Raw genomic sequence first — 19,860 nt, forward strand, 5'->3', positions numbered from 1 at the left:
GTTCAGGTGTCCTGGTCCGGATCGATGGACTCGTCCGCGCCTGTGTCAGAGCCTTCGGGCGACACGGCATGGCTGTCGATGTACTTTCGACCCGCTGCCAGAGCCGCACGCGCGGCATCGACCACGCTCAGATGGCGGCTTTTGGCTAGCTTGAGCAACATCGGAAGGTTAGCGCCATAGAGGATGCGACGGTTTTCGGGTTGGCATGCTTTGAGCGACAAGTTTGATGGCGACCCGCCAAAAAGGTCCGTCACGATCAGAACGCCATGGCCCATGTCAACGCTGTCTGCCGCCTCACAAATCTCAGCCTGTTTTTCTGTGCGATCGTGATCGCCTTCAATTGAGATGGCCTTGATGTCTTTTTGTACACCACAGACATGCTCGATGGCGCGAAGATACTCTTGCGCTAAACTGCCATGCGCCACGATAACTACACCGATCAACGCTGCGTTTCCTTTTCGCCAAAATAGTCCCCAGACGTAGCCAACGCCGGTCTGTCCCGGCGTTCCAGCTCACGGTGACGTATAGACACCTGCCAAGCGCTCTCTGCAAGAGCATGAGCCAATGTTTCTGCTATCGTGACGCTACGGTGCTGTCCGCCGGTACAGCCAAATCCGATAGACAAATACGCTTTTCCTTCGGCCTGGTAGGCCGGCAGCAACATTTGCGCAAGGTCGATAACCCGTCCGGAAAACTCATCAAACCTGGGGTCACCCTTGACATAATCAGCCACTGCCGGCGCGCGTCCATCCAGGGAACGCAGGCTTTCTTCCCAGTAAGGATTCCGCAAAAACCGGCAGTCGAGCACCATATCAAGTCCACGCGGCAACCCGCGTTTGTAGGAAAAGGACTGCACCGTTACAGCCAGCTGCCCATCGGATTTGGCAGCGAACCAAGACCCCAGCTCGGCCCGCAGGTCATGCGGTGACATCTCGGAGGTATCAATCAGAATATCGGCCCGCGCACGAATGGGGCCCAAAAGGTCAAATTCACGTACGATCCCTTCATCGGGGTTTTCTGCAGGGGCCAGTGGGTGACGGCGACGCGTCTCGGAAAACCGCCGTTGCAAAACGTCCGCTCTGCAATCGAGATAGAGCACTTGAAGCGGCGTGCTTGTGTCATGCGTGCTTTGGTCAATGGCCTCGATCAGCGCATTGGTGGAAAAATCACGATTGCGCACGTCGATTCCAAGCGCCAAAGGTTTGTCCGGACCACCGGCATCCAAAAGGCGCGGCAACAGCGACAAGGGCAAGTTGTCAATAGCCTCATACCCCATGTCCTCCAACGCACGGATGGCCGTGCTGCGCCCGGCACCGGAAGGACCGGTCACCAAGACGGATCTCTGGCGCAGTGTCTGATCCGGTCGCTCGTCTGACATGTTGTACCTTTCCAAAGTGTTCCACGATTAATCTCACTCGCAGATGAACGCGGAACACTTCAAGCCAATCGTCCATGTCTTAGATATAGCAAGATCGCCGCGGGAAAATGGGGATATGCCAATTTTCCAACAACAGGCAGAGTGACATCAAGCAAACGTGTTGTGCGCAATGGCGGCAATCGCTCAGTTTCTATCGCGTCACAATCAACCACAAGGCTCACTGGTTGTGGACCTGCGGCAGAGGCGCGGAGGATACCAACACCGCGCGCTTCTATCTGGCCCAAGATTGAATTTGGCACAGTTGCCATGACCCCTCCATCCTGCACCCAGATTTGTGTCCGGTCATCGGCAACGAGATCAGCTCCATAGGCCAACAATTGCAACGCAAGGCTGGACTTTCCGCTGCCCGACGCGCCGCGGATCAAGACCGCCTGACCACCAGACGCAACCGTGGTGGCGTGCAGCAATGTCGAATTTCGTGGGGGTTGAGGCGACGGCATACCGGCCTCAGACCGGCAGGCCGACCACAAAACGAGCGCCCAGAGGATCAGAGGTGATATCGGAATCCGTAGGGCGAATATTCTCGGCCCAGATCACACCATCATGCGCCTCGACGATCTGCTTCGAAATCGAAAGGCCAAGCCCGGAATTGTTGCCGAAATCATTCTCAGCACGCTCTGAGTAAAACCTTTGAAAAATCTTGGTCAAAGCCTGCTCAGGAATGCCCGGACCAGTGTCTTCGACCACAACCACAACCCGGTTTTCCCGCTTGCGGGTCCAAACACGAATGGCATCACCTTCTTCGCAGAACGAGATCGCATTGCTGATCAGGTTAACAAACACCTGCGCCAGTCGCCCCTCAAGCCCAGTGACTTCGATCGGGTCAGGAGGGAAATCCGTAATAAATTCAATGCCTTTTTTATCGGCCTCTTCCCCAAGATAGCGCGCCAGATTGTCGAGCATGCCCACAAGATCAAAATACTCCTGATCTTCTTTGACCAACTCACTGTCCAGACGGGATGCGTTGGAAATGTCACTGACCAATCGGTCCAGACGCCGCACGTCATGTTCGATGACTTCCAGCAATTTCTCGCGCTGGTCGTCACGCTTGGCGACACGCATCGTACCTACAGCCGAGCGCAGACTGGCAAGCGGGTTCTTGATTTCATGCGCCACATCTGCAGCGAATTGTTCGTTGCCGTCGATCCGATTGTAAAGCGCGCCCACCATGCCACGCAGAGCGCCCGACAAACGACCAATTTCATCCGGGCGTGCGGTAAGGTCCGGGATGCGAATGCGTCCACCATCCTGGCCTTTGTTTCGGTTGCGCGCGCCGCCCACTTCGGCCGCCGCAGCCAATTCGGCCAGCGGGTTGGAAATCGTTGACGCCAAAATCAAACTCAGCGCAACCGACACCAGCGTTGCGACGATGAACATCTGCAAAACACGCTCACGCTCCACCTTGAGAAGTTTTTCGATCTCCCCGGACGCACTAGCGAGGGCGACCGCGCCCACAGCCCTGTCTCCCTGCATCACCGGGGTGGCAACAATATATACATTTGTGCCGTCAACCTTGCCCTGGATGGTTTGCGTGCCAGATTCAAGCGCCGGACCAACGATCACGCGAGCCTGGTCTTCAACCGTTTCAGGGGCATCTGGATTGAGCAGGAATGCAAAAGGCTTGGACACAAAACTCCAGGCGCTGTCGATGGCATCCGTGATAACGGTTGGTTGGTCGAGATCCGCAAGCCGGTTTGGACGGGGCATCGACCCTTCGATCGAGGCAACCAGGTTTTGCTGCGTGTCATAGACAAACACGTCCATGCCTTGCTGAATGTCCAGTTCGCCAAGCGTCAGAGGCGCGCTTGTCTCCCCTGTCGATGTCAGTGTGGATACACCTGACGCAGGCAATTTGGCCTCAAACACATCAGCAATCAGTTCAACATCGCCCAGCAAGTTGTCGGCGCGGGTTTGCGCCAAACCATCTCTGGACGAGTTCAGATAAAGTATGCCAGCCACCAACACATTCAACGCAATTAGGTTGAACGTGATGATCTTGCGCGTCAGCGACCCACCACTGCCGTTGCGAAGAAATCCGCGGCGCGCACGTCTGATGCGCACCTCTTCTTCAACGGTTTTTTCAGGCGCAACATAGTCATCGCCGAGGACGACGTCGTCATTGTCGCTGATCGAATGATCTCGCACTTGGTCGCCCCCGGTTAAAGGACTTACTCTTCGTTATACCGATACCCGATCCCGTAGAGTGTTTCGATCGCCGAAAACTCCGAGTCGACCATACGCAGCTTTTTCCGCAGGCGCTTGATGTGGCTGTCGATGGTTCGGTCATCCACATAAACCTGATCGTCATAGGCCACGTCCATCAGCTGATCGCGGCTTTTGACAAATCCGGGGCGCTGCGCGAGAGCCTGCAAGAGCAAGAATTCCGTGACAGTCAGAGAGACATCCTGACCTTTCCACGTCACGGCATGACGCAGCGGATCCATCCGCAAATCACCGCGCTCGATCACCTTGGTGTCTTCTGTATCGGCGACAATGTTGCCGTCCATCGCATCCTGACGACGTAGGAGTGCGCGAATGCGTTCCACCAAAAGACGTTGCGAGAAGGGCTTCTTAACATAATCGTCTGCGCCCATCCGCAGGCCAAGAACCTCGTCAATTTCGTCGTCTTTGGACGTCAAAAAGATCACAGGCATGGACGTCTTTTGACGCAAACGCTGCAACAGGTCCATGCCGTCCATACGCGGCATTTTGATATCCAGAACAGCCATATCAGGGAGCTTCTTGCTAAACGCGTCGAGCGCCTGCTGGCCGTCATTGTAAGTCTCCACCTCGAAGCCTTCAGCCTCAAGAGTCATAGACACCGACGTCAGAATATTTCTGTCATCGTCCACAAGGGCGATCTTAGACATATCGTTTCCTTATACTGCTCTCGTTCTTTTGTTTTTCGCAATAAGAGCCGTTTTGACCTTTAGAATCAATGCTAAACTGCGAATCAGTGTTTGGATTGCGGCCATTTGGCATCAAAATGTCTTATGAATGGCTAAATTGCCTCACTTTTTCGCAGGCATTCGCCCTCAAATAGGCAACAGTTCCAGTCAATTGGCAGCAAAGTTTCGCGCGCACCGTCGTGGTTGCGCTAACGCGCCAATTTGGTTGCGCTAACGACGCAATTGCGTCCTGTTCAATCCCAAAACTGCCATGTTATTACCGCGGCATTCATCGGCATTGCCAATCAAACCGGCGCGACAGAGCCGCGCAATAGTGTATTTCCCGGCCCCAGACTGAGGCCTTGCGACAACGTAGGAGCGCATAATGACAATAGGACGGGTGAACCCGAAATTCCGGCTTGAGGACCAGGGGATCGAGGGCTTGGGGGACGTCCACTACAACCTGATTGAGCCCGCCTTGATTGAGCTGGCCCTGCGCAATGGCGAAGGCCGCTTGGGTCGTGGTGGAACCTTCCTTGTTTCAACGGGCAAGTTCACCGGCCGGTCCCCCAAAGACAAGCATGTGGTCAAAACCGACAGCGTTGCCGACAGCATCTGGTGGGATAATAACGCAGCGATGGACCCTGCGGCGTTTGACCGGCTCTATGACGATATGATCGCACATATGAAGGGCCGTGATTACTATGTGCAGGATCTCGTCGGTGGCGCGGATCCATCGCATTCGATTAACATGCGGATGGTGACCGAGCTTGCCTGGCACGGTCTTTTCATCCGTCACATGCTGCGTCGTCCTGAGCGCGAGGCTTTGGACCGGTTCGTGGCAGATTTCACAGTGATCAACTGCCCCAGCTTCAAGGCTGACCCTGAAAAGCACGGCTGCCGCTCCGACACTGTCATTGCGATGAATTTTGACCGCAAGCTGATCCTGATCGGCAACACCGAATATGCCGGTGAAAACAAGAAATCGGTCTTCACTCTGCTGAATTATCTGCTGCCCGAAAAAGGCATCATGCCGATGCACTGCTCGGCCAATCATGCCAAGGGCAACCCGGTTGATACCGCCATCTTCTTTGGCCTCTCCGGCACAGGCAAGACAACCCTTTCTGCCGATCCAAACCGCACGCTGATCGGCGATGACGAGCACGGCTGGTCAGATCGCGGCACGTTCAATTTCGAAGGCGGCTGCTATGCCAAGACGATCAATCTTGATCCCGAGGCAGAACCCGAGATTTACGCCACAACCGAGAAATTCGGCACCGTGATCGAGAACATGGTCTATGACGAAGAGACGCTGGACCTAGACTTTGCCGATGACAGCCTGACAGCCAACATGCGCTGCGCTTATCCGATGCACTACATCTCAAACGCATCGGAAACCGCTCTTGGCGGGCATCCCAAGAACATCATCATGCTGACCTGTGATGCCTTTGGTGTGCTGCCTCCCATCGCGCGGCTGACCCCGGCTCAGGCGATGTATCACTTCCTCAGCGGCTTCACCGCCAAGGTGGCCGGAACCGAGCGGGGCCTGACCGAGCCGGAGCCGACATTCTCGACCTGCTTTGGCGCGCCCTTTATGCCGCGTCGTCCTGAGGTTTATGGCAACCTGCTGCGCGAGAAAATCGCCAAGCATGGCGCAACCTGCTGGCTGGTGAACACAGGCTGGACTGGTGGCGCTTATGGTACAGGCCAGCGGATGCCGATCAAGGCGACACGTGCCCTGCTGACCGCCGCTCTGGATGGCTCGCTGAGCAAGGTGGAGTTCCGCAAGGATCCCAACTTTGGCTTTGACGTTCCCGTGGACGTGCCGGGCGTGCCCGAGGTTCTGCTCGACCCGCGCCGCACATGGGGCGACACCGAAGGCTATGACGCGCAGGCCGAAAAGCTGGTGAAGATGTTTGCCGACAACTTTGAGCAATACCTGCCGCATATCGACGACGATGTGAAAGCGGCAGCGATCGGGTAACCTGAGCTCCAATAGAATATGCAGCACGAGCCCGCGCCTCCCAACGGAGCGCGGGCTTTTTCATGGTTTGAGGCGTATTCTGGCTAAAAAAGGTTAACGGCCTTTGTTTTCCAAGGATTACGACGTCGGTATCGTGTCGGTATCACGTCGGTATTGCGTCGGTGCGGGGTCAGTAAAGGGCGAAAGTTAACCGTGCGCACAGTGGGTTTGGCACTTACTAAGGATTTGGATCGATGGTTTGGGGCGTGTGATGCTCGGGACGTGCTGGGCAATCAGAACTGCTTAGAGAAAAGGCGGCAGAACAAAGAAACGGCAGCATGTCGACTATGCGGACGAAGCTGCCTTTCATGCAGCTACCAAAATTTCCAGAAAGGTTTTGTTTGAATGCCTTTATTCGTGGCTTTTTCCGGCGCCGCTTGAGGCGAGCCTCTGAAGGAATCTTCACCGAAGTATCCAGCAAAAGAACCGCCGTTTTTTAGAACTCCCAGGCAAGCATCTGGGCAGTTTGCCAAACTTTCTGCGTGCCTAACTGCAACCTTGAGATGGCGAGAATCTGGTTCAAATGGATCAGTTGAGATCAAGGCGATTACACCCGAATTCTCGAAAATCTGAATGCCTCCAAGATGCTTAACTACCGAAAAACTCGATGTCATTTCTTGTAACCAAGCTTGGCTATTCGGCGCCGAAACAGTCGCGCTGGCAAACGTCCGATACATGAAGTGTGAAGAGTGGATGAGCGCGAACTCAGACAAACTTCCTGCCACCAAACCTGCAGGAAGAAACGTCGTTTCCGACGCGTGGTAGTCTAGAATAAAACCAACAACTTCAGGATTGTGCTCATGCCAGTGTTCCCTTTCTATTGCCCAGATGAAATCTCCTTCGCACTGCCATAGGAACCCTATGGCGTCATGCCGTGGCACGTTTTCAAGTTTTGCATAATCTCGCAACGCGCCTGCTAGTTCAGAATCCTGAAGAGTCTGAACTAGCTTTGTCCATTCTCGTACTGAAACCGAATTTGTCGAGAAACCTGTCGGCAAGCTCGTTGAATTCGCAGGTATCGGGCAATCGTGCCAAAAGGAAAAATATTTCTGAATGGCAGCCCATTCTGAGGCAAGAGAACCATCCAAGCACTCAAAGCATGTATTGCCTGTCAACTGCATAACTCTCTCTAACTCAGTCAGAAATGTTCCTGCAATCTCAATTTCTGCATTCAGTCTTTGCAAAGATTGACCCAGCGTTAAGAGCAGGTCCGCTTTGGGCTCAAACCTGCCAATAAGCCTACTTCACCCCGGCAGCGACCCATCCAGCACGTAGCGCAATATCTCGACCACCTGCCCCGGCTCGCGCGCCACAGCCAAAGCTGCCGCGTCGACCTCTTTGAGCGCATGATCATGCTCGGGCGGTTGCAGGATGATGAGCGACTTGCCCAAGGCGCTGGCATAGCCTGCATCAAAGGCCGCGTTCCATTGTTTGTACTTGTCGCCAAAGCGCACCACGACCACGTCGGCATCGGCAATCCCCTTACGGGTGCGAATGGCGTTGACCATGGCCCCTTTGTGGTCGTGCCAGTACTTGTTTTCTTCCGCACCCAGGATGGCCACACCGCAATCGTCAGAGGCCGCGTGATCCGTAACGGGCGCGCTGAACACCACATCCAGCCCTTTAGCGCCTGCGATGATCTGCTCGCGCCAATCGGTGTGAATTTCACCTGACAAATAAACGTTCAGCATGGGCCGGTCTCCTCCGTTTTCTAGCGCTTAACCTGCGGCGGCGGCAAAGAAAAGCAAGTCAGGTCGAGTGGGCGACGACAAAATGATTTGGCGGGCGCACCGGGTAGTTGCCGGTCTCGACGATGCGAAAGCCCGCTGTGGTGATTTCCTGGTCCATATCATCACGGCTGAGAAATCGTACGAACGGGGCTTTGCCCAGCCATTGCATGATCGGAATAGCGCGTTTCAAAAGACCAAACTTAAACCCAAGGTCGCGCTCGCCAATGCAGGGGGTTTTGGAGATAAAGACACCGCCTGGTTTCAGCAGGTGTTGCACCCGCGCATAGACCTGGTGCGTGTCCGGCACCAAGTGCAGAAGATTGAGCGCGATCACCGCGTCAAAGCTGCCGGCCTCAAATACAGGATCAAAGACATCGGCCACGCGGAACTCCACATTGTCCGGCACAGTACGCAAATGCGCTTGCGCGATCATGCCTTCGGAAAAGTCTGTTGCAATATAGGTTTTGACATCAGCCGCCAACCGCTCGGCTGTCCCACCTGTGCCGCAGCCGAGTTCCAGCACGCGTGCGTCGGGGGGCAGATGTGCCCGAATACGGTTCAGGGTTTGCTCATAGGCTTCCATATCCGAGATCGGCCGGGCGGCGTATTTTTCAGCGAGTTTTGTCCAGAATTTGGAATCAGGGTGCATTGCATCTCTCCTTTGCCATGCCCTATAAATCCGCATGAATTCAGACTGAATTGGCGAAAATTGCAGGATTGTCATGCAAAAACGTATAGAAAAGCCGTTTGACTGGTCGCGGCTTCGGGCATTTCTGGCCACGGCGCAGACCGGATCGCTCTCTGCGGCGGCCCGGTCGCTTGGGTTGACCCAACCCACGCTTGGCCGTCAGGTCAGCGCCCTGGAAGAAGAGCTTGGCCTGACCCTGTTTGAGCGCAGTGGCCGTGCCTTGCAGTTAACTGACGCCGGACAGGACCTTTTGGCTGATGCAAAGGCCATGGGGGATGCGGCCAATCGTATTGCCCTTATTGCCGAAGGACGGGCACATTCCCTGGAGGGGGTGGTGCGTGTCACGGCCTCGGATATGAGCAGCACTTATGTCTTGCCCGATATCCTCGTGCGTTTGCGAAGCATGGCCCCGCGCCTGCGGGTAGACGTCATCGCCGCAAACGACATCCGCGATATTCTGGCGCGCGAGGCGGATATCGCCATCCGGCATGTGAGGCCAACCGAGCCGGACCTGATTGCCCGGCTGATCGCCGATGCGCCCGCGCATCTCTATGCGTCCAGAGACTATCTGAACGCACGCGGCACCCCTGTGAGCGCCGATTACCTGAGCACGCATGACTTTGTCAGTATGGGCGATGACGAGCGTCTTATCGCAGCGTTGCAAGAATGGGGCATCTCGATTGATGCGGCCCAGTTCACCACAAGTTCAGCCAATGGCAGCACCGCCTGGGCGCTGGCACGCAAGGGGTTCGGAATTGTCCCGATGTCAGATGATATCGCTCGCGATTTTCCCGACATGGTGCGCCTGCTGGAGGGGGCGGCAGACATCACCTTTCCGGTTTGGTTGGTGACGCATCGCGATTTGCACACCAGCCGGAGGATCCGGCTGGTGTTTGATTTGTTGGCCGACATGCTGAAAGAGCGCATGGTCTAAACCGTGTCAATTCGACCATCCCTTTGGTCGAAATCCATCTGCCAAAAGAGCGGCGCATCTTTCGGCAGGGTCTTGGTCAGTTTCTTGGGCAGATGCCGCAAGAAACCCGGACGCACACGGGTCGGTGCGAAACAGAAGGATCGCGGTAAGCTGGTGTAAAGCGACCGAGGTGGCGCAACGCCATGGATGCGTTTGAGGAGTTTTCCCGGCGTTGGCTGATGCATCCACACCCGTTCTACCCCAAGCCCATCGCGCAACAGCATGAGCGCCGCCAGAAGCATCGCGCGGCTCCAGATCTTGCCGTAACGATCCACAAGCCCGCTTTCATACCGCTCCATCTGCGCTAGCGCGCGGCTGCGCGGGGCATTGTCGCGCAAGGCCGCAACCTCATCACCTGCGTTGCGCAACCAATCGGTTTGTACCTCCTCGACCAGCGCCTCACGCGCCTCAAGGTCAATATCCAGACGTGCCCAGGCCAGCGTCGGTCGGCCTGAGGTGCGGATGGGATGTCCATCCCATTCAAAATCCTTGCGCGCGCCCTCTTGCAGATAGCGCCCCATCAGAGCTGCATGATCACTGGGAAAGCCCATTTGAACCACCAGGTTGGCGTTCTGGCGCGTGGTCTGGTCATACCAACGCCGCCTGTCGCCCCAGATATCGAAGCTCAGACAAAAATCGTGCCAGGTCTCGCCAAACACCGCCTCAACCCCGGCCGTAGCGACGGGGCCGAGTGTGACGCGCCCCATGGTCTGGTCGGCATAAGCCACCGCCAGCACATCATCGCGGTGCAGCACACCACCACACCGCGCGACCAACGCACGCAACGCGGGCCGGTCCAAAAGCTTGCCAAACGGGGTTTTGCGCAATGCGCCGACGCGCGCAGTCTCCGGCATGCACGCCGCCAGAACCCACGCGCTTTCGCGGTCGGCAAAATAGGGAAAAATCATTTCTTTGGGCAAACGCTGCCCAATCAGTTTCACGTCTTGAGGGGTCATGGACCATCTCCACAAGCGTTAACAACGCGCCTGTTGAAGCGTCCACAGGCAACTTACATCCGTCCTCCGACGGCTCCGATGGGGGTTTGTTGAACAAGCATTTCATTGTCCTCATTCGGGTTCAGTTGCGTAACACCGTGATTAGAAAAGGGCCTGATTCGCCTCAAGCCCTTTTGAGAGTCAGAGATCGGGCCTGTGACCCAAAGGGCACGTCACCCTCTGAGCACCCCGCCCGTGGCCTTCACCACTTTCTCGACAATCTTGGCAGAAACCGCCTCGATATCGGCGTCTTTCAACGTCGTCTCAGACGGTTGCAGGCGCACGGTGATGGCCAGGCTCTTCTTGCCGTCGCCAAGACTGCCACCAATGAACTCATCAAAGACACGCACATCCTCGATCAGGGCCTTGTCCGCTCCGGCGGCGGCGTTGACCAGCGTCAACGCCTCAACATCCGTGTCCACGACGAAGGCAAAGTCACGTTCCACCGCTTGCAGGTCGCTGATTTGCATCGCCCCACGGCTTGCGCCTGCATTGCGCGGCATGGGAATTTCCTGTGGCCAGAGGGTGAAACCCACAGCCGGGCCTTTGACATCCATCTCGCGCAGCACTTTGGGGTGCAACTCGCCAAAGACACCCAAGGCCTTCTTTGGCCCAAGGCAGATCATGCCGTGCCGACCCGGATGCCACCATTCACGCGCGCCACGCAGGATTTGCACCTTGGCAGGTGCACCCAGCGCAGACAGCACGGCTTCGGCATCTGCCTTCGCATCATAAAGGTCAACAGGACGGGACGCGCCGTGCACATCTTTGGGTCCAGTTCGACCGACAAGAAGACCACAGACCTGCAAATGCTGTTCTTCAGGCTCTCCACCATGGAACGCATGACCCACTTCAAAAAGCGCCAGATCCATTGCACCGCGCGCCTGATTGCGCGCCGCTGCCTGCAACAGGCCGGGAAGGAGCGCCGGGCGCATATGGCTCATCTCGGAACTGATTGGATTGGCGAGCATAGTGGCATCAGAGCCGCCGCCAAAGAGCGTCGCGCTGGCCTGATCAATAAAGCTGTACGTGACGCATTCATTGTAACCCAGAGCCGCCGCCGTGCGACGCGCGGTGCGCTCTCGCTTTTGCGCAGGGCTTAGAATGGCTTTCGGCACGCCAGCCTGCGCGCGCGACATCGGCTTACCCTCCAGCTTGGTCAGCGAGGCAATGCGCGCCACTTCTTCCACAAGATCCGCTTCACCCAGAATATCAGGCCGCCAGCTGGGCACATGCGCCATATTACCTTCCAGCTTGAAGCCAAGGCGTGTGAGCGTCTGACGCTGTTCCGCTTCGGGGATGTCCATACCTACGAGCGACTGGACCCGCGCCGCATCAAGCCGATAGGCCCGGCTGACATCCGGTATGTCACCGGCCACAACGACATTCGACGGCTCACCGCCACAGAGATCAAGGATCATCTGCGTGGCAAGCTCGTGGCCTTCCATGTTGAACGCAGGATCAATGCCGCGCTCATTGCGATAGCGCGCATCGGAATTGATCTTGAGTGCACGGCCGGTATGGGCGATCTGGATATGGTCCCATACGGCGGCTTCGAGAAACACATTGGTGGTCTCTTCGGTACAGCCCGTCTCCAGACCGCCCATGATGCCGCCGATGCTTTCAATGCCGTCGTCATCGGAAATCACCACTTGCCCCGCGCTGAACGTGTATTCTTTTTCGTCCAGCCCAACGAGCGTCTCACCGCCTTCGGCGCGGTGCACCCGCAGGTTGCCTTTGACCTTGTCCGCATCAAAGACATGCAAGGGGCGGTTGCGGTCATAGGTGAAGAAGTTGGTGATATCGACCAGCGCCGAGATGGGGCGTAGTCCAATGGTGCGCAAGCGGTCCTGAAGCCACTGGGGGCTGGGGACGTTTTTCACGTTGCGAATGAGACGACCGGCAAAGACAAAACAGCCGTTTTCGCACGTATCCTCATCAATCGTCACGGTGATCGGGCATGGGAATTGCCCCTCAACCTTGGCGGATGGGGCCTCGTTCATTGTGCCCAAACCACGGGCCGCCAAATCAAGCGCAATCCCCCGCACACCCAAGGCATCGGGGCGGTTCGGCGTGATGGCAATGTCGATGACAGGGTCAACCTTGACCGGATCGTTGTCCGCCAGCCAGTCAATGAACCGTTCACCGATCTCGCCAGACGGCAGCTCGATGATGCCATCATGCTCCTCCGAAAGCTCCATCTCGCGCTCTGAGCACATCATGCCAAAGCTCTCGATGCCACGAATCTTGCCCACGCCGATGGTGGTATCAATGCCCGGCACATAGACCCCCGGCTTGGCAATCACCACGGTGATACCCTCGCGCGCATTGGGCGCACCGCAGATGATCTGTGTCTCGCCCTCGTCGGTCATCACCTGACACACACGCAGGCGATCCGCATCCGGGTGTTGCTCGGCTTTCAGCACCTTGCCGATGGTAAACTCGCTCAACCGCTCGCCCGGATTGATGATCTCTTCAACCTCCAGCCCAAGATCGGTCAGCGCGTCGGCAATCTCTGCCACGCTCGCATCGGTCTCAAGATGGTCTTTCAGCCAAGACAGGGTGAACTTCATCGGCTCTTATCCACAAATTTCAGTCACGTCCCGCGCGCTTTACCGGAATAGCGCTGCGCATAAAAGAGGGCTGTGGGTCTCAAGCTTCTTTCTTGTCAAAAATACCCATTTTCAAACGCCCATTAGCCCGCGCCGCACAAGGTTCAATCCGCCAATGACGAGCACGGCCAGTGTCAGCTTGCGAAAAAGGGCCTGATCAATCCGGTCCTGAATGGAAAACCCGATCCAAAGACCGAGAAGCGCCGGCGGAATGAGCATCAGCGAAAAAGGCACCGTTTGGGCGTTCAACACGCCGGAAAAAAGGTGCGCCATCACCAATAGCACCGCGCCGACACCGTATATTACGCCCTGCACGCGCATCTGTTCGGTCTTTTCGGTGTTCATCGCCGTCAGCATGATCGCCGTTGGCGGCCCCCAGACACCGGAAATACCACCAAAGAACCCTGCGACGGCCCCAATACCCGCCTCGATCCGTTTGCCGGGATTGGGTGGCAGCGCCAGTGGGCGGCCCATGAGCGCGAAAGCGGAATAGATCACCACCGGCACGCCGATAATCAGGAGCATCGCCGCCTCGGGGATCACAGGGACAAGCTGGGCTGAGCCGAGCATGAAAAACACCCCTGCCAGAAGAAAAACCCGGAACTTCCACACAGACCCCAAGGCCGCGACCACGCCGTTGCGCAGGGCCTGCCATCCGTTGGACACCAGTGTTGGCAGGATCAGGGCGGCCAGCGCTATTTCAGGTGAAATGAAGGTGCTAAGCCCTGAGATCACCACCATCGGCATGGCAAAACCCACCACGCCTTTCACAATGCCGCCCAAAACGGCAATGCAAAAGGCAAAGACAAGCAGGAACGCCCAATCCGGGCCAAGCAAAATCTCCATAGGCCGTTGGTATCACTTTTCCCAGCCTCCGCACGGGTTAGTTTCATGATATTATACGTCGACTCGGGCCCGGCGGACCCCATAGCCGCGACAGGTTGGCGCAATATTAAACCATTTGCTGTGCCGCATAAGCAAAATAGTTGCGCTGCACCTGCGAAATAGCTAGGACAGTCCGACCGAGTACAGGGAGTGTGATTCATGGCGCATGATGGACAAGACGTAATGGCATCCAAAGCAATACTCATTGACGATCTTCTGACTTTGACCGGTGCCGCCGTCGCTCCGGCAGAGGCCATTTTGGAAAAGGCCAAGTCGGCTCTGAAGGCGCTTGTTGCGGTCGATGGCCGTGTCTCATCCCACGCCGTTGAAGAAAATCAGACCGCGACTCACGGGCTTGCCTGGCTGGCCACCTATGTCGAGTCGCTACGCCAAATGCAAAACTGGGCTACACGACTGCAGGCCGATGGCAAGTTTGGCGAAGTTGAGCAGTTGATCCACCAGATCGCCTTTGGCGAATATCTCTGGCAGATCTACGGCGGCATCCCGATGAACCAGGGCGAGGTGCTGCGCCTTCAGGACATTGGCCTGAGCCAGGAAGACATGGGCGTGCTGATGACGCCTGAGGTCATGACGCTCACGCAGACCGCCAACACACAGGCCGCGCGCATCCGTCTCGTGGAACTGATGCAGGAGCGTGCGGCTGAGATCACTGTTGGCACATCCGGGCTTGAGGAAGAGCTGGAGATGATCCGCGAACAGTTCCGGCGATACGCGGTCGAAAACGTCATCCCGCATGCCCATGAATGGCACCTCAGGGACGAGTTGATCCCCATGGAGGTGATCAACGAACTGGCCGAAATGGGTGTCTTTGGCCTCACTATCCCCGAAGAATTTGGTGGCTTTGGCCTCTCCAAAGCGTCCATGTGCGTTGTCTCCGAAGAACTCAGCCGTGGCTATATCGGCGTGGGGTCGCTTGGTACGCGCTCCGAGATTGCCGCCGAGCTGATCATCGCGGGCGGCACCGATGAGCAAAAGCAAAAATGGCTACCGCGTCTGGCCTCGGGTGAAACCTTGCCGACGGCTGTTTTCACCGAACCCAACACAGGCTCCGACCTTGGATCACTCAAGACCCGTGCCAAACAGGACGACAATGGTGATTGGATTCTGAATGGTAACAAGACCTGGATCACCCACGCAGCGCGCACCCATGTGATGACCGTGCTGGCGCGCACTGTTCCAGGCACAGAGGACTACAAGGGCCTCAGCATGTTCCTGGCCGAAAAGACCCCTGGCACCGATGACGCGCCCTGGCAAGACCCGGGCATCTCAGGCGGCGAGATCGAGGTTCTGGGTTATCGCGGCATGAAGGAATACACACTGAACTTTGACGATTTCAAAGTGAAGGGTGAGAATCTTTTGGGCGGCGAAGAGGGCAAAGGCTTCAAGCAGCTCATGGAGACGTTTGAAAGTGCGCGTATCCAGACCGCCGCGCGCGCGATTGGTGTCGCCGCCTCCGCGCTTGATCTGGGCATGCAATATGCTCAGGATCGCAAGCAGTTCGGCAAATCCTTGATTGAGTTCCCCCGTGTGGCCAACAAGCTGGCGATGATGGCGGTTGAGATCATGATCGCACGTCAGCTGACCTATTTCTCCGCCTTTGAGAAGGACGAAGGTAGACGCTGTGACGTCGAGGCCGGCATGGCCAAACTTCTGGGCGCGCGAGTTGCCTGGGCTGCGGCGGACAATGCCCTGCAGATCCATGGCGGCAACGGTTTTGCACTTGAGTACGCCATCAGCCGCGTGCTGTGTGATGCGCGTATTCTGAACATCTTTGAAGGCGCAGCCGAAATTCAGGCACAGGTGATTGCACGCCGGATTTTGGGGTAGGTCTCAGTCGAACCAGACCAGTCGGCACGTGCCGTAGGTGCGACGATCAGGAAATCCCATGTTCAGTCGCTGCTGACATTTCTCAAGCGCGACTGTCACCGCGCTCTTCTTGGTGTCCTGACCCCAGGACATCCCCCAAACGCCTGTTTCTGACAAGGCAATCGCCTTGGTTGACGGACGGCTTTGATAGTCATTCAGCGCAAGTGCGGACGTTTTTGACAAAGGCAGGTCGTCAAGCTTGAGCGGGTCCGCCGGAGCAATCCGCGTGATAACACGACATCCTGCGTCATACTCTTCACACCACGACAAAGCCGCTGCATCGGCCATGTCTTGCGTGGAATGATTGTCGGACCAACCATGGCCGCCTGCCTCGCCCATGGCGAAGGCCGCGTAGTAGTCAGCGTTCTCGACAAGGCTCTCATAGTCTTCCGCAGCGCTGCCCAAAACCGGCGCGTCCCCGGTCACGCTGATGACCGGCTCAGACAAGTAGGGAACAAGCCGTTCTGGCCCTCCACCAAACAGGCGGAAAGAGACGATAATTGCACACACGGCCACGCCAAGTAGCGCGGCTTTGAGGTGCTTGCTTTGGTTTTCCCTGCTCATGCCCCAAGGGTTTGCCACCGATTTGTGTCAAATGATGGAAACCAATTTGGCTTTCCCATGAAGGTATTGGGGCCTCAAAAGGCGCTTCCAGAAGCGAGTGACTTCAGCGTTTTATATAACAAAACCAGCAAAGTGAGCGTCAGGATGACCAACAAAACCAAGCCCAGCCAAAGGTGGAACATTGACCCAGATAGCGTCGAAAACCGCAAGGATGCCGTCGTCGCGGCAGCCAAGGGGAAGCTGAGCGCCCAGAAGGACAGCGAAAACGGCAACCGGAGGATGGTTGGGAGCTGCACCATCACGACAATTAAGAAAAACAGCGCAGAATTCATCAGGATGCGCGCCATAGGATCAAGCCCTGGGTTCAGACTGGTCCAGCCCAGAAATCCAATGGCGGGTGGGGCAATCAGGATCACCAACGTCGGCTGAAGCCGTTCCGGCAGAGGGTCGTGAAACACCAGCCGGTTGATCACCATGGCCAGCAGCACGATCCAGAAGAGCAGTCCGATGGAGAGGAAAAACCAGCTGATTTCGATGTAACCAAGCTGTGCCCCAGCCAGAGGTGCTATGACATTGCCAACCGCAGGAACGAACCAGGCCGGGGTTAGATGGCCATGTACAAAGGCGCGCGAACCGATCCAGCTTGAGATGACAGCCAAGGTCAAAACAAGCTGAAGCGCAGCCCCTGTGATCCATATCCCGCGCGAGATTGGTTCTGACCAAGGTAGAGCCACAGCCGCGAGCAGCAGAAGGGAAATAGAGATCGCCGGGAAAAATGCCAGACTGACGGGGTGGTTCCACTCGGCCTTGACCGCGCTAGTATGACGTATGGTTTTCAGAGTGTAACCCACAGTCACCAAACCAAAGATAGCGACCGTGATCAGCGCACTGAACGTAGACATCCCATGAGCCAAATCAAGAACTCGTTCCCCTTCGGCCAACGCAAGGGTCATCCCGCTCATCCCCATTACGGTCGTAAAAAGCGTTACCGGGAAGCGCGCCAGCCAGGGAGAGGTGTCTCCAACCATCATACGCTCCTAATGCAGCCATCTCAGCAGGAACAGGGTTATCCCCGGAAAAGCCACCAAAATGGCAACCCGAACCACATCGGATCCAACGAAGTAAAGCACCGCGCGATAGGTCTCGGACATCCTTGTGCGCGGGTCCATGGCGTTGATTACAAAGAGATTCATCCCCACAGGCGGTGTGATCAGGCCAACTTCGACCACGATCAGAACCAGAATGCCGAACCAGATCGCCACTTCTTCGGCCTCGATGCGGTTGGCGCGGCCTTGGGTGATGTTGATATCCAGCGCGCGCATCATGTCGCGCGTGAACTCCTGTCCTGACGCGATAGCGGTCTCTATGGACCCGAGCATTTCGGCGGTCATGCCCTTGGGAATTCCACTGGCGAGCACCTCGCGTGCGGCATCGGCTTGGAGTGCAGCGAGGGAGACGAAGTCGAAATCAAGTTGGCTGATGATGGGAAAGAAGATCGGGATCGTCAGCAGGATCATCGACAGGCTGTCCATCAGACAGCCAAAGACGAGGTAAAGCAGAAGGATGCAGATCAAGACCGACCATGGGCTGAGACCCAGGCCGATGACCCACTCCGACAAGGCCTGGGGCGCTTGGCTCAGTGCGAGAAACCCGTTGTAAAACGCGGCACCCAGAATGATGAAAAAGATCATCGCAGTATTGCGCGCGGTGGCGTGGAAGGCCCCTTCCAAAGCTTTCCAGCCCATTCCACCTTTGACCAACGCAATCAGCCCGGTGCCCGCCGCTCCGACGGCTGCCCCAGCCGTAGGTGTGAACCAGCCAAGATAGATGCCCCCCACCACAAGCGAGAAAACCGCCAGAACCGGCCAGACGTCAATCAGCGCACGCACTCTTTCACGCATAGGTACGGGATCACGCGCGCCCGCTGCCTCGGGGTGAAGACGAGCATAGATGTTTATCGTGATCATGTACCCAATCGCCGCCAAAACCCCGGGCACAAAGGCCGCGAGGAACAGTTTGGCGATGTTCTGATCAGTGAGGATTGCGTAGATGACCAGCACGACAGATGGCGGTATGAGAATACCCAGTGTCCCGCCCGCAGCCAGCGTCGCGGTCGAAAAGCCCCCGGAATAGCCATAGCGCTTCAACTCCGGGAGCGCGACCTGGCTCATGGTAGCCGCAGTTGCCAGAGACGAGCCACAGATTGCGCCAAACCCTGCACAGGCCCCAACTGAGGCCATGGCCACCCCGCCTTTGCGATGGCCGAGCCACGACTCTGCCGCTTTGAAGAGCGCGGTGGACATGCCGCCCAATGTCGCGAAATGGCCCATGAGCAGAAACATCGGAACAATTGACAAAGAGTAGTTGGAAAAGGTCGAATAGGTTTCATGCTTGAGCCGTGCGAGCGCCACGGTCCAACCATCGGTGATGGCAAAAAGACCACCCAGCGCCACTAGGAACATCGCCAACCCGATGGGCACCCGCAGGAAGATCAACCCCATCAAAACCGGAAATGAGGCAATGCCAATCTCTAGGTTACTCACCCGTCCATCCCCTGACGGCTGGGCAGGATCACGCGCCCGCTGGTCGCCTCAAAAATCCGGGCACCCGCGACGTAGACACCAACCAGCGCCGCAATCCCGGATGCTGCAAGGCTGGCCCCATAGCTCCACCAGATCGGGAATTGCAGGTCATAGGTCGTCTCGTTGTACTGCATCTTCTCTTGCAGCCCGGCAAAGAGCCGCAATGCAACCAGGATCAAAACTGCCGCAAAGATCATGTCGATCAGCACCTGCAAGGCGCGGTTAAAGCGCAACGGCAGCCTTGAGCTGAATATGTCAACAGATGCGTGGCTCCCTGAAATCTGGCAGAGCGGCAGGAAACAGAAGATTACGAAGGCCATGCCAACCTCGACCATCTCGGTGTCTCCAAAGAGCGGTCCGATGCCGAGGTCCAGCATGCTTTGCGCAAATCCGGGGAACACGCCCTCGGCGAAGGCGCTGTGAAAGAAGCTGTTTCCAATACCTCCGAGAACCGACACGCAGGTGATCAGGATCAAACCGGTTAGAACCAGCCCGCCCAAAACCGCCATACCGCGTGCCAGTGTCAGAACCAATCGCGGCATGCCTTGCCCCCTGAAAGTACCGCGCCGCACCTTTGGCAGCGCGGTTCACATTG

18 protein-coding genes are annotated in these 19,860 nt (G+C 56.9%); 3 read left to right on the forward strand and 15 right to left on the reverse strand.

Translation table 11 applies throughout. The annotated features are described in order from the left end of the window. Positions 1 to 2: 2 nt before the first annotated feature. The 5 genes from RZ517_RS15990 to RZ517_RS16010 are packed head-to-tail and all read right to left on the reverse strand — an operon-like array spanning position 3 to position 4,308. A complete protein-coding gene (locus tag RZ517_RS15990; protein WP_338549127.1) occupies positions 3 to 443 on the reverse strand; it encodes a PTS sugar transporter subunit IIA in 441 nt (146 codons plus the stop codon). Further along, positions 440 to 1,378: an RNase adapter RapZ gene (gene rapZ / locus RZ517_RS15995; protein WP_338549128.1), complete on the reverse strand. Its 939-nt coding sequence runs from the start codon at positions 1,376 to 1,378 to the stop codon at positions 440 to 442. The genes RZ517_RS15990 and rapZ overlap by 4 nt, the downstream gene beginning before the upstream one ends. Positions 1,379 to 1,437: 59 nt before the next feature. Further along, on the reverse strand, positions 1,438 to 1,878 hold the full coding sequence (locus tag RZ517_RS16000) for an HPr kinase/phosphorylase (RefSeq protein WP_338549129.1): 441 nt from the start codon (positions 1,876 to 1,878) through the stop codon (positions 1,438 to 1,440). Between the two features lie 7 nt (positions 1,879 to 1,885). Then, on the reverse strand, positions 1,886 to 3,583 hold the full coding sequence (locus RZ517_RS16005) for a sensor histidine kinase (RefSeq protein WP_338549130.1): 1,698 nt from the start codon (positions 3,581 to 3,583) through the stop codon (positions 1,886 to 1,888). A gap of 23 nt (positions 3,584 to 3,606) precedes the next feature. Beyond that, complete coding sequence (locus tag RZ517_RS16010) at positions 3,607 to 4,308, reverse strand: response regulator transcription factor (RefSeq protein ID WP_338549131.1); 702 nt, start codon at positions 4,306 to 4,308, stop codon at positions 3,607 to 3,609. A 403-nt stretch (positions 4,309 to 4,711) separates the two neighbouring features. Between RZ517_RS16010 and RZ517_RS16015 the strand changes: the two genes are divergently transcribed. Then, complete coding sequence (locus RZ517_RS16015) at positions 4,712 to 6,310, forward strand: phosphoenolpyruvate carboxykinase (RefSeq protein ID WP_317056987.1); 1,599 nt, start codon at positions 4,712 to 4,714, stop codon at positions 6,308 to 6,310. 353 nt (positions 6,311 to 6,663) lie between these two features. Here the strand turns inward: RZ517_RS16015 and RZ517_RS16020 are convergent, their stop codons facing one another. The 3 genes from RZ517_RS16020 to RZ517_RS16030 all read right to left on the reverse strand — a co-directional run bounded on the left by RZ517_RS16020 (position 6,664) and on the right by RZ517_RS16030 (position 8,728). Beyond that, a complete protein-coding gene (locus RZ517_RS16020) occupies positions 6,664 to 7,470 on the reverse strand; it encodes a hypothetical protein (protein ID WP_338549132.1) in 807 nt (268 codons plus the stop codon). 123 nt (positions 7,471 to 7,593) lie between these two features. Next, a complete protein-coding gene (locus RZ517_RS16025) occupies positions 7,594 to 8,040 on the reverse strand; it encodes a YtoQ family protein (RefSeq protein ID WP_338549133.1) in 447 nt (148 codons plus the stop codon). Between the two features lie 58 nt (positions 8,041 to 8,098). Further along, positions 8,099 to 8,728: a class I SAM-dependent methyltransferase gene (locus RZ517_RS16030; RefSeq protein ID WP_338549134.1), complete on the reverse strand. Its 630-nt coding sequence runs from the start codon at positions 8,726 to 8,728 to the stop codon at positions 8,099 to 8,101. Positions 8,729 to 8,801: 73 nt separating this feature from the next. On the opposite strand from RZ517_RS16030, the gene RZ517_RS16035 reads away from it, so the two are divergent. Continuing rightward, positions 8,802 to 9,701, forward strand: coding sequence for a LysR family transcriptional regulator (locus RZ517_RS16035; protein ID WP_338549135.1), 900 nt, complete (start codon positions 8,802 to 8,804; stop codon positions 9,699 to 9,701). Here the strand turns inward: RZ517_RS16035 and RZ517_RS16040 are convergent. From RZ517_RS16040 to RZ517_RS16050, 3 genes are all read right to left on the reverse strand, one after another. Continuing rightward, positions 9,698 to 10,696 carry a hypothetical protein gene (locus RZ517_RS16040; protein ID WP_338549136.1) on the reverse strand — a complete coding sequence of 333 codons (999 nt, stop codon included), beginning with the start codon at positions 10,694 to 10,696 and terminating at the stop codon, positions 9,698 to 9,700. The two genes, RZ517_RS16035 and RZ517_RS16040, sit on opposite strands and share 4 nt — an antisense overlap. Positions 10,697 to 10,908: 212 nt before the next feature. Next, positions 10,909 to 13,308: a phenylalanine--tRNA ligase subunit beta gene (gene pheT, locus RZ517_RS16045; protein WP_338549137.1), complete on the reverse strand. Its 2,400-nt coding sequence runs from the start codon at positions 13,306 to 13,308 to the stop codon at positions 10,909 to 10,911. Positions 13,309 to 13,419: 111 nt separating this feature from the next. Further along, complete coding sequence (locus RZ517_RS16050) at positions 13,420 to 14,193, reverse strand: sulfite exporter TauE/SafE family protein (RefSeq protein WP_338549138.1); 774 nt, start codon at positions 14,191 to 14,193, stop codon at positions 13,420 to 13,422. Between the two features lie 198 nt (positions 14,194 to 14,391). On the opposite strand from RZ517_RS16050, the gene RZ517_RS16055 reads away from it, so the two are divergent. Then, positions 14,392 to 16,080, forward strand: coding sequence for an acyl-CoA dehydrogenase family protein (locus RZ517_RS16055; RefSeq protein WP_338549139.1), 1,689 nt, complete (start codon positions 14,392 to 14,394; stop codon positions 16,078 to 16,080). 3 nt (positions 16,081 to 16,083) lie between these two features. Here the strand turns inward: RZ517_RS16055 and RZ517_RS16060 are convergent, their stop codons facing one another. The 4 genes from RZ517_RS16060 to RZ517_RS16075 form a co-directional block, all read right to left on the reverse strand. Then, positions 16,084 to 16,683, reverse strand: a complete 600-nt coding sequence (locus RZ517_RS16060) for a hypothetical protein (protein WP_338549140.1) — start codon at positions 16,681 to 16,683, stop codon at positions 16,084 to 16,086. 74 nt (positions 16,684 to 16,757) lie between these two features. Further along, the gene (locus RZ517_RS16065) at positions 16,758 to 17,711 is read right to left on the reverse strand and encodes an SLAC1 anion channel family protein (RefSeq protein WP_338549141.1); all 954 of its coding nucleotides are present in this window, start codon (positions 17,709 to 17,711) and stop codon (positions 16,758 to 16,760) included. A gap of 9 nt (positions 17,712 to 17,720) precedes the next feature. Further along, positions 17,721 to 19,226: a TRAP transporter large permease gene (locus RZ517_RS16070; RefSeq protein WP_338549142.1), complete on the reverse strand. Its 1,506-nt coding sequence runs from the start codon at positions 19,224 to 19,226 to the stop codon at positions 17,721 to 17,723. Further along, positions 19,223 to 19,807, reverse strand: coding sequence for a TRAP transporter small permease (locus RZ517_RS16075; RefSeq protein ID WP_338549143.1), 585 nt, complete (start codon positions 19,805 to 19,807; stop codon positions 19,223 to 19,225). Before RZ517_RS16075 ends, RZ517_RS16070 begins: the two co-directional genes overlap by 4 nt. Between the last annotated feature and the right edge of the window lie 53 nt (positions 19,808 to 19,860).

The sequence above is a fragment of the Roseovarius sp. S88 genome (genome assembly GCF_037023735.1).
In the GTDB taxonomy this organism is placed as follows: Bacteria; Pseudomonadota; Alphaproteobacteria; order Rhodobacterales; family Rhodobacteraceae; genus Roseovarius; species Roseovarius phycicola.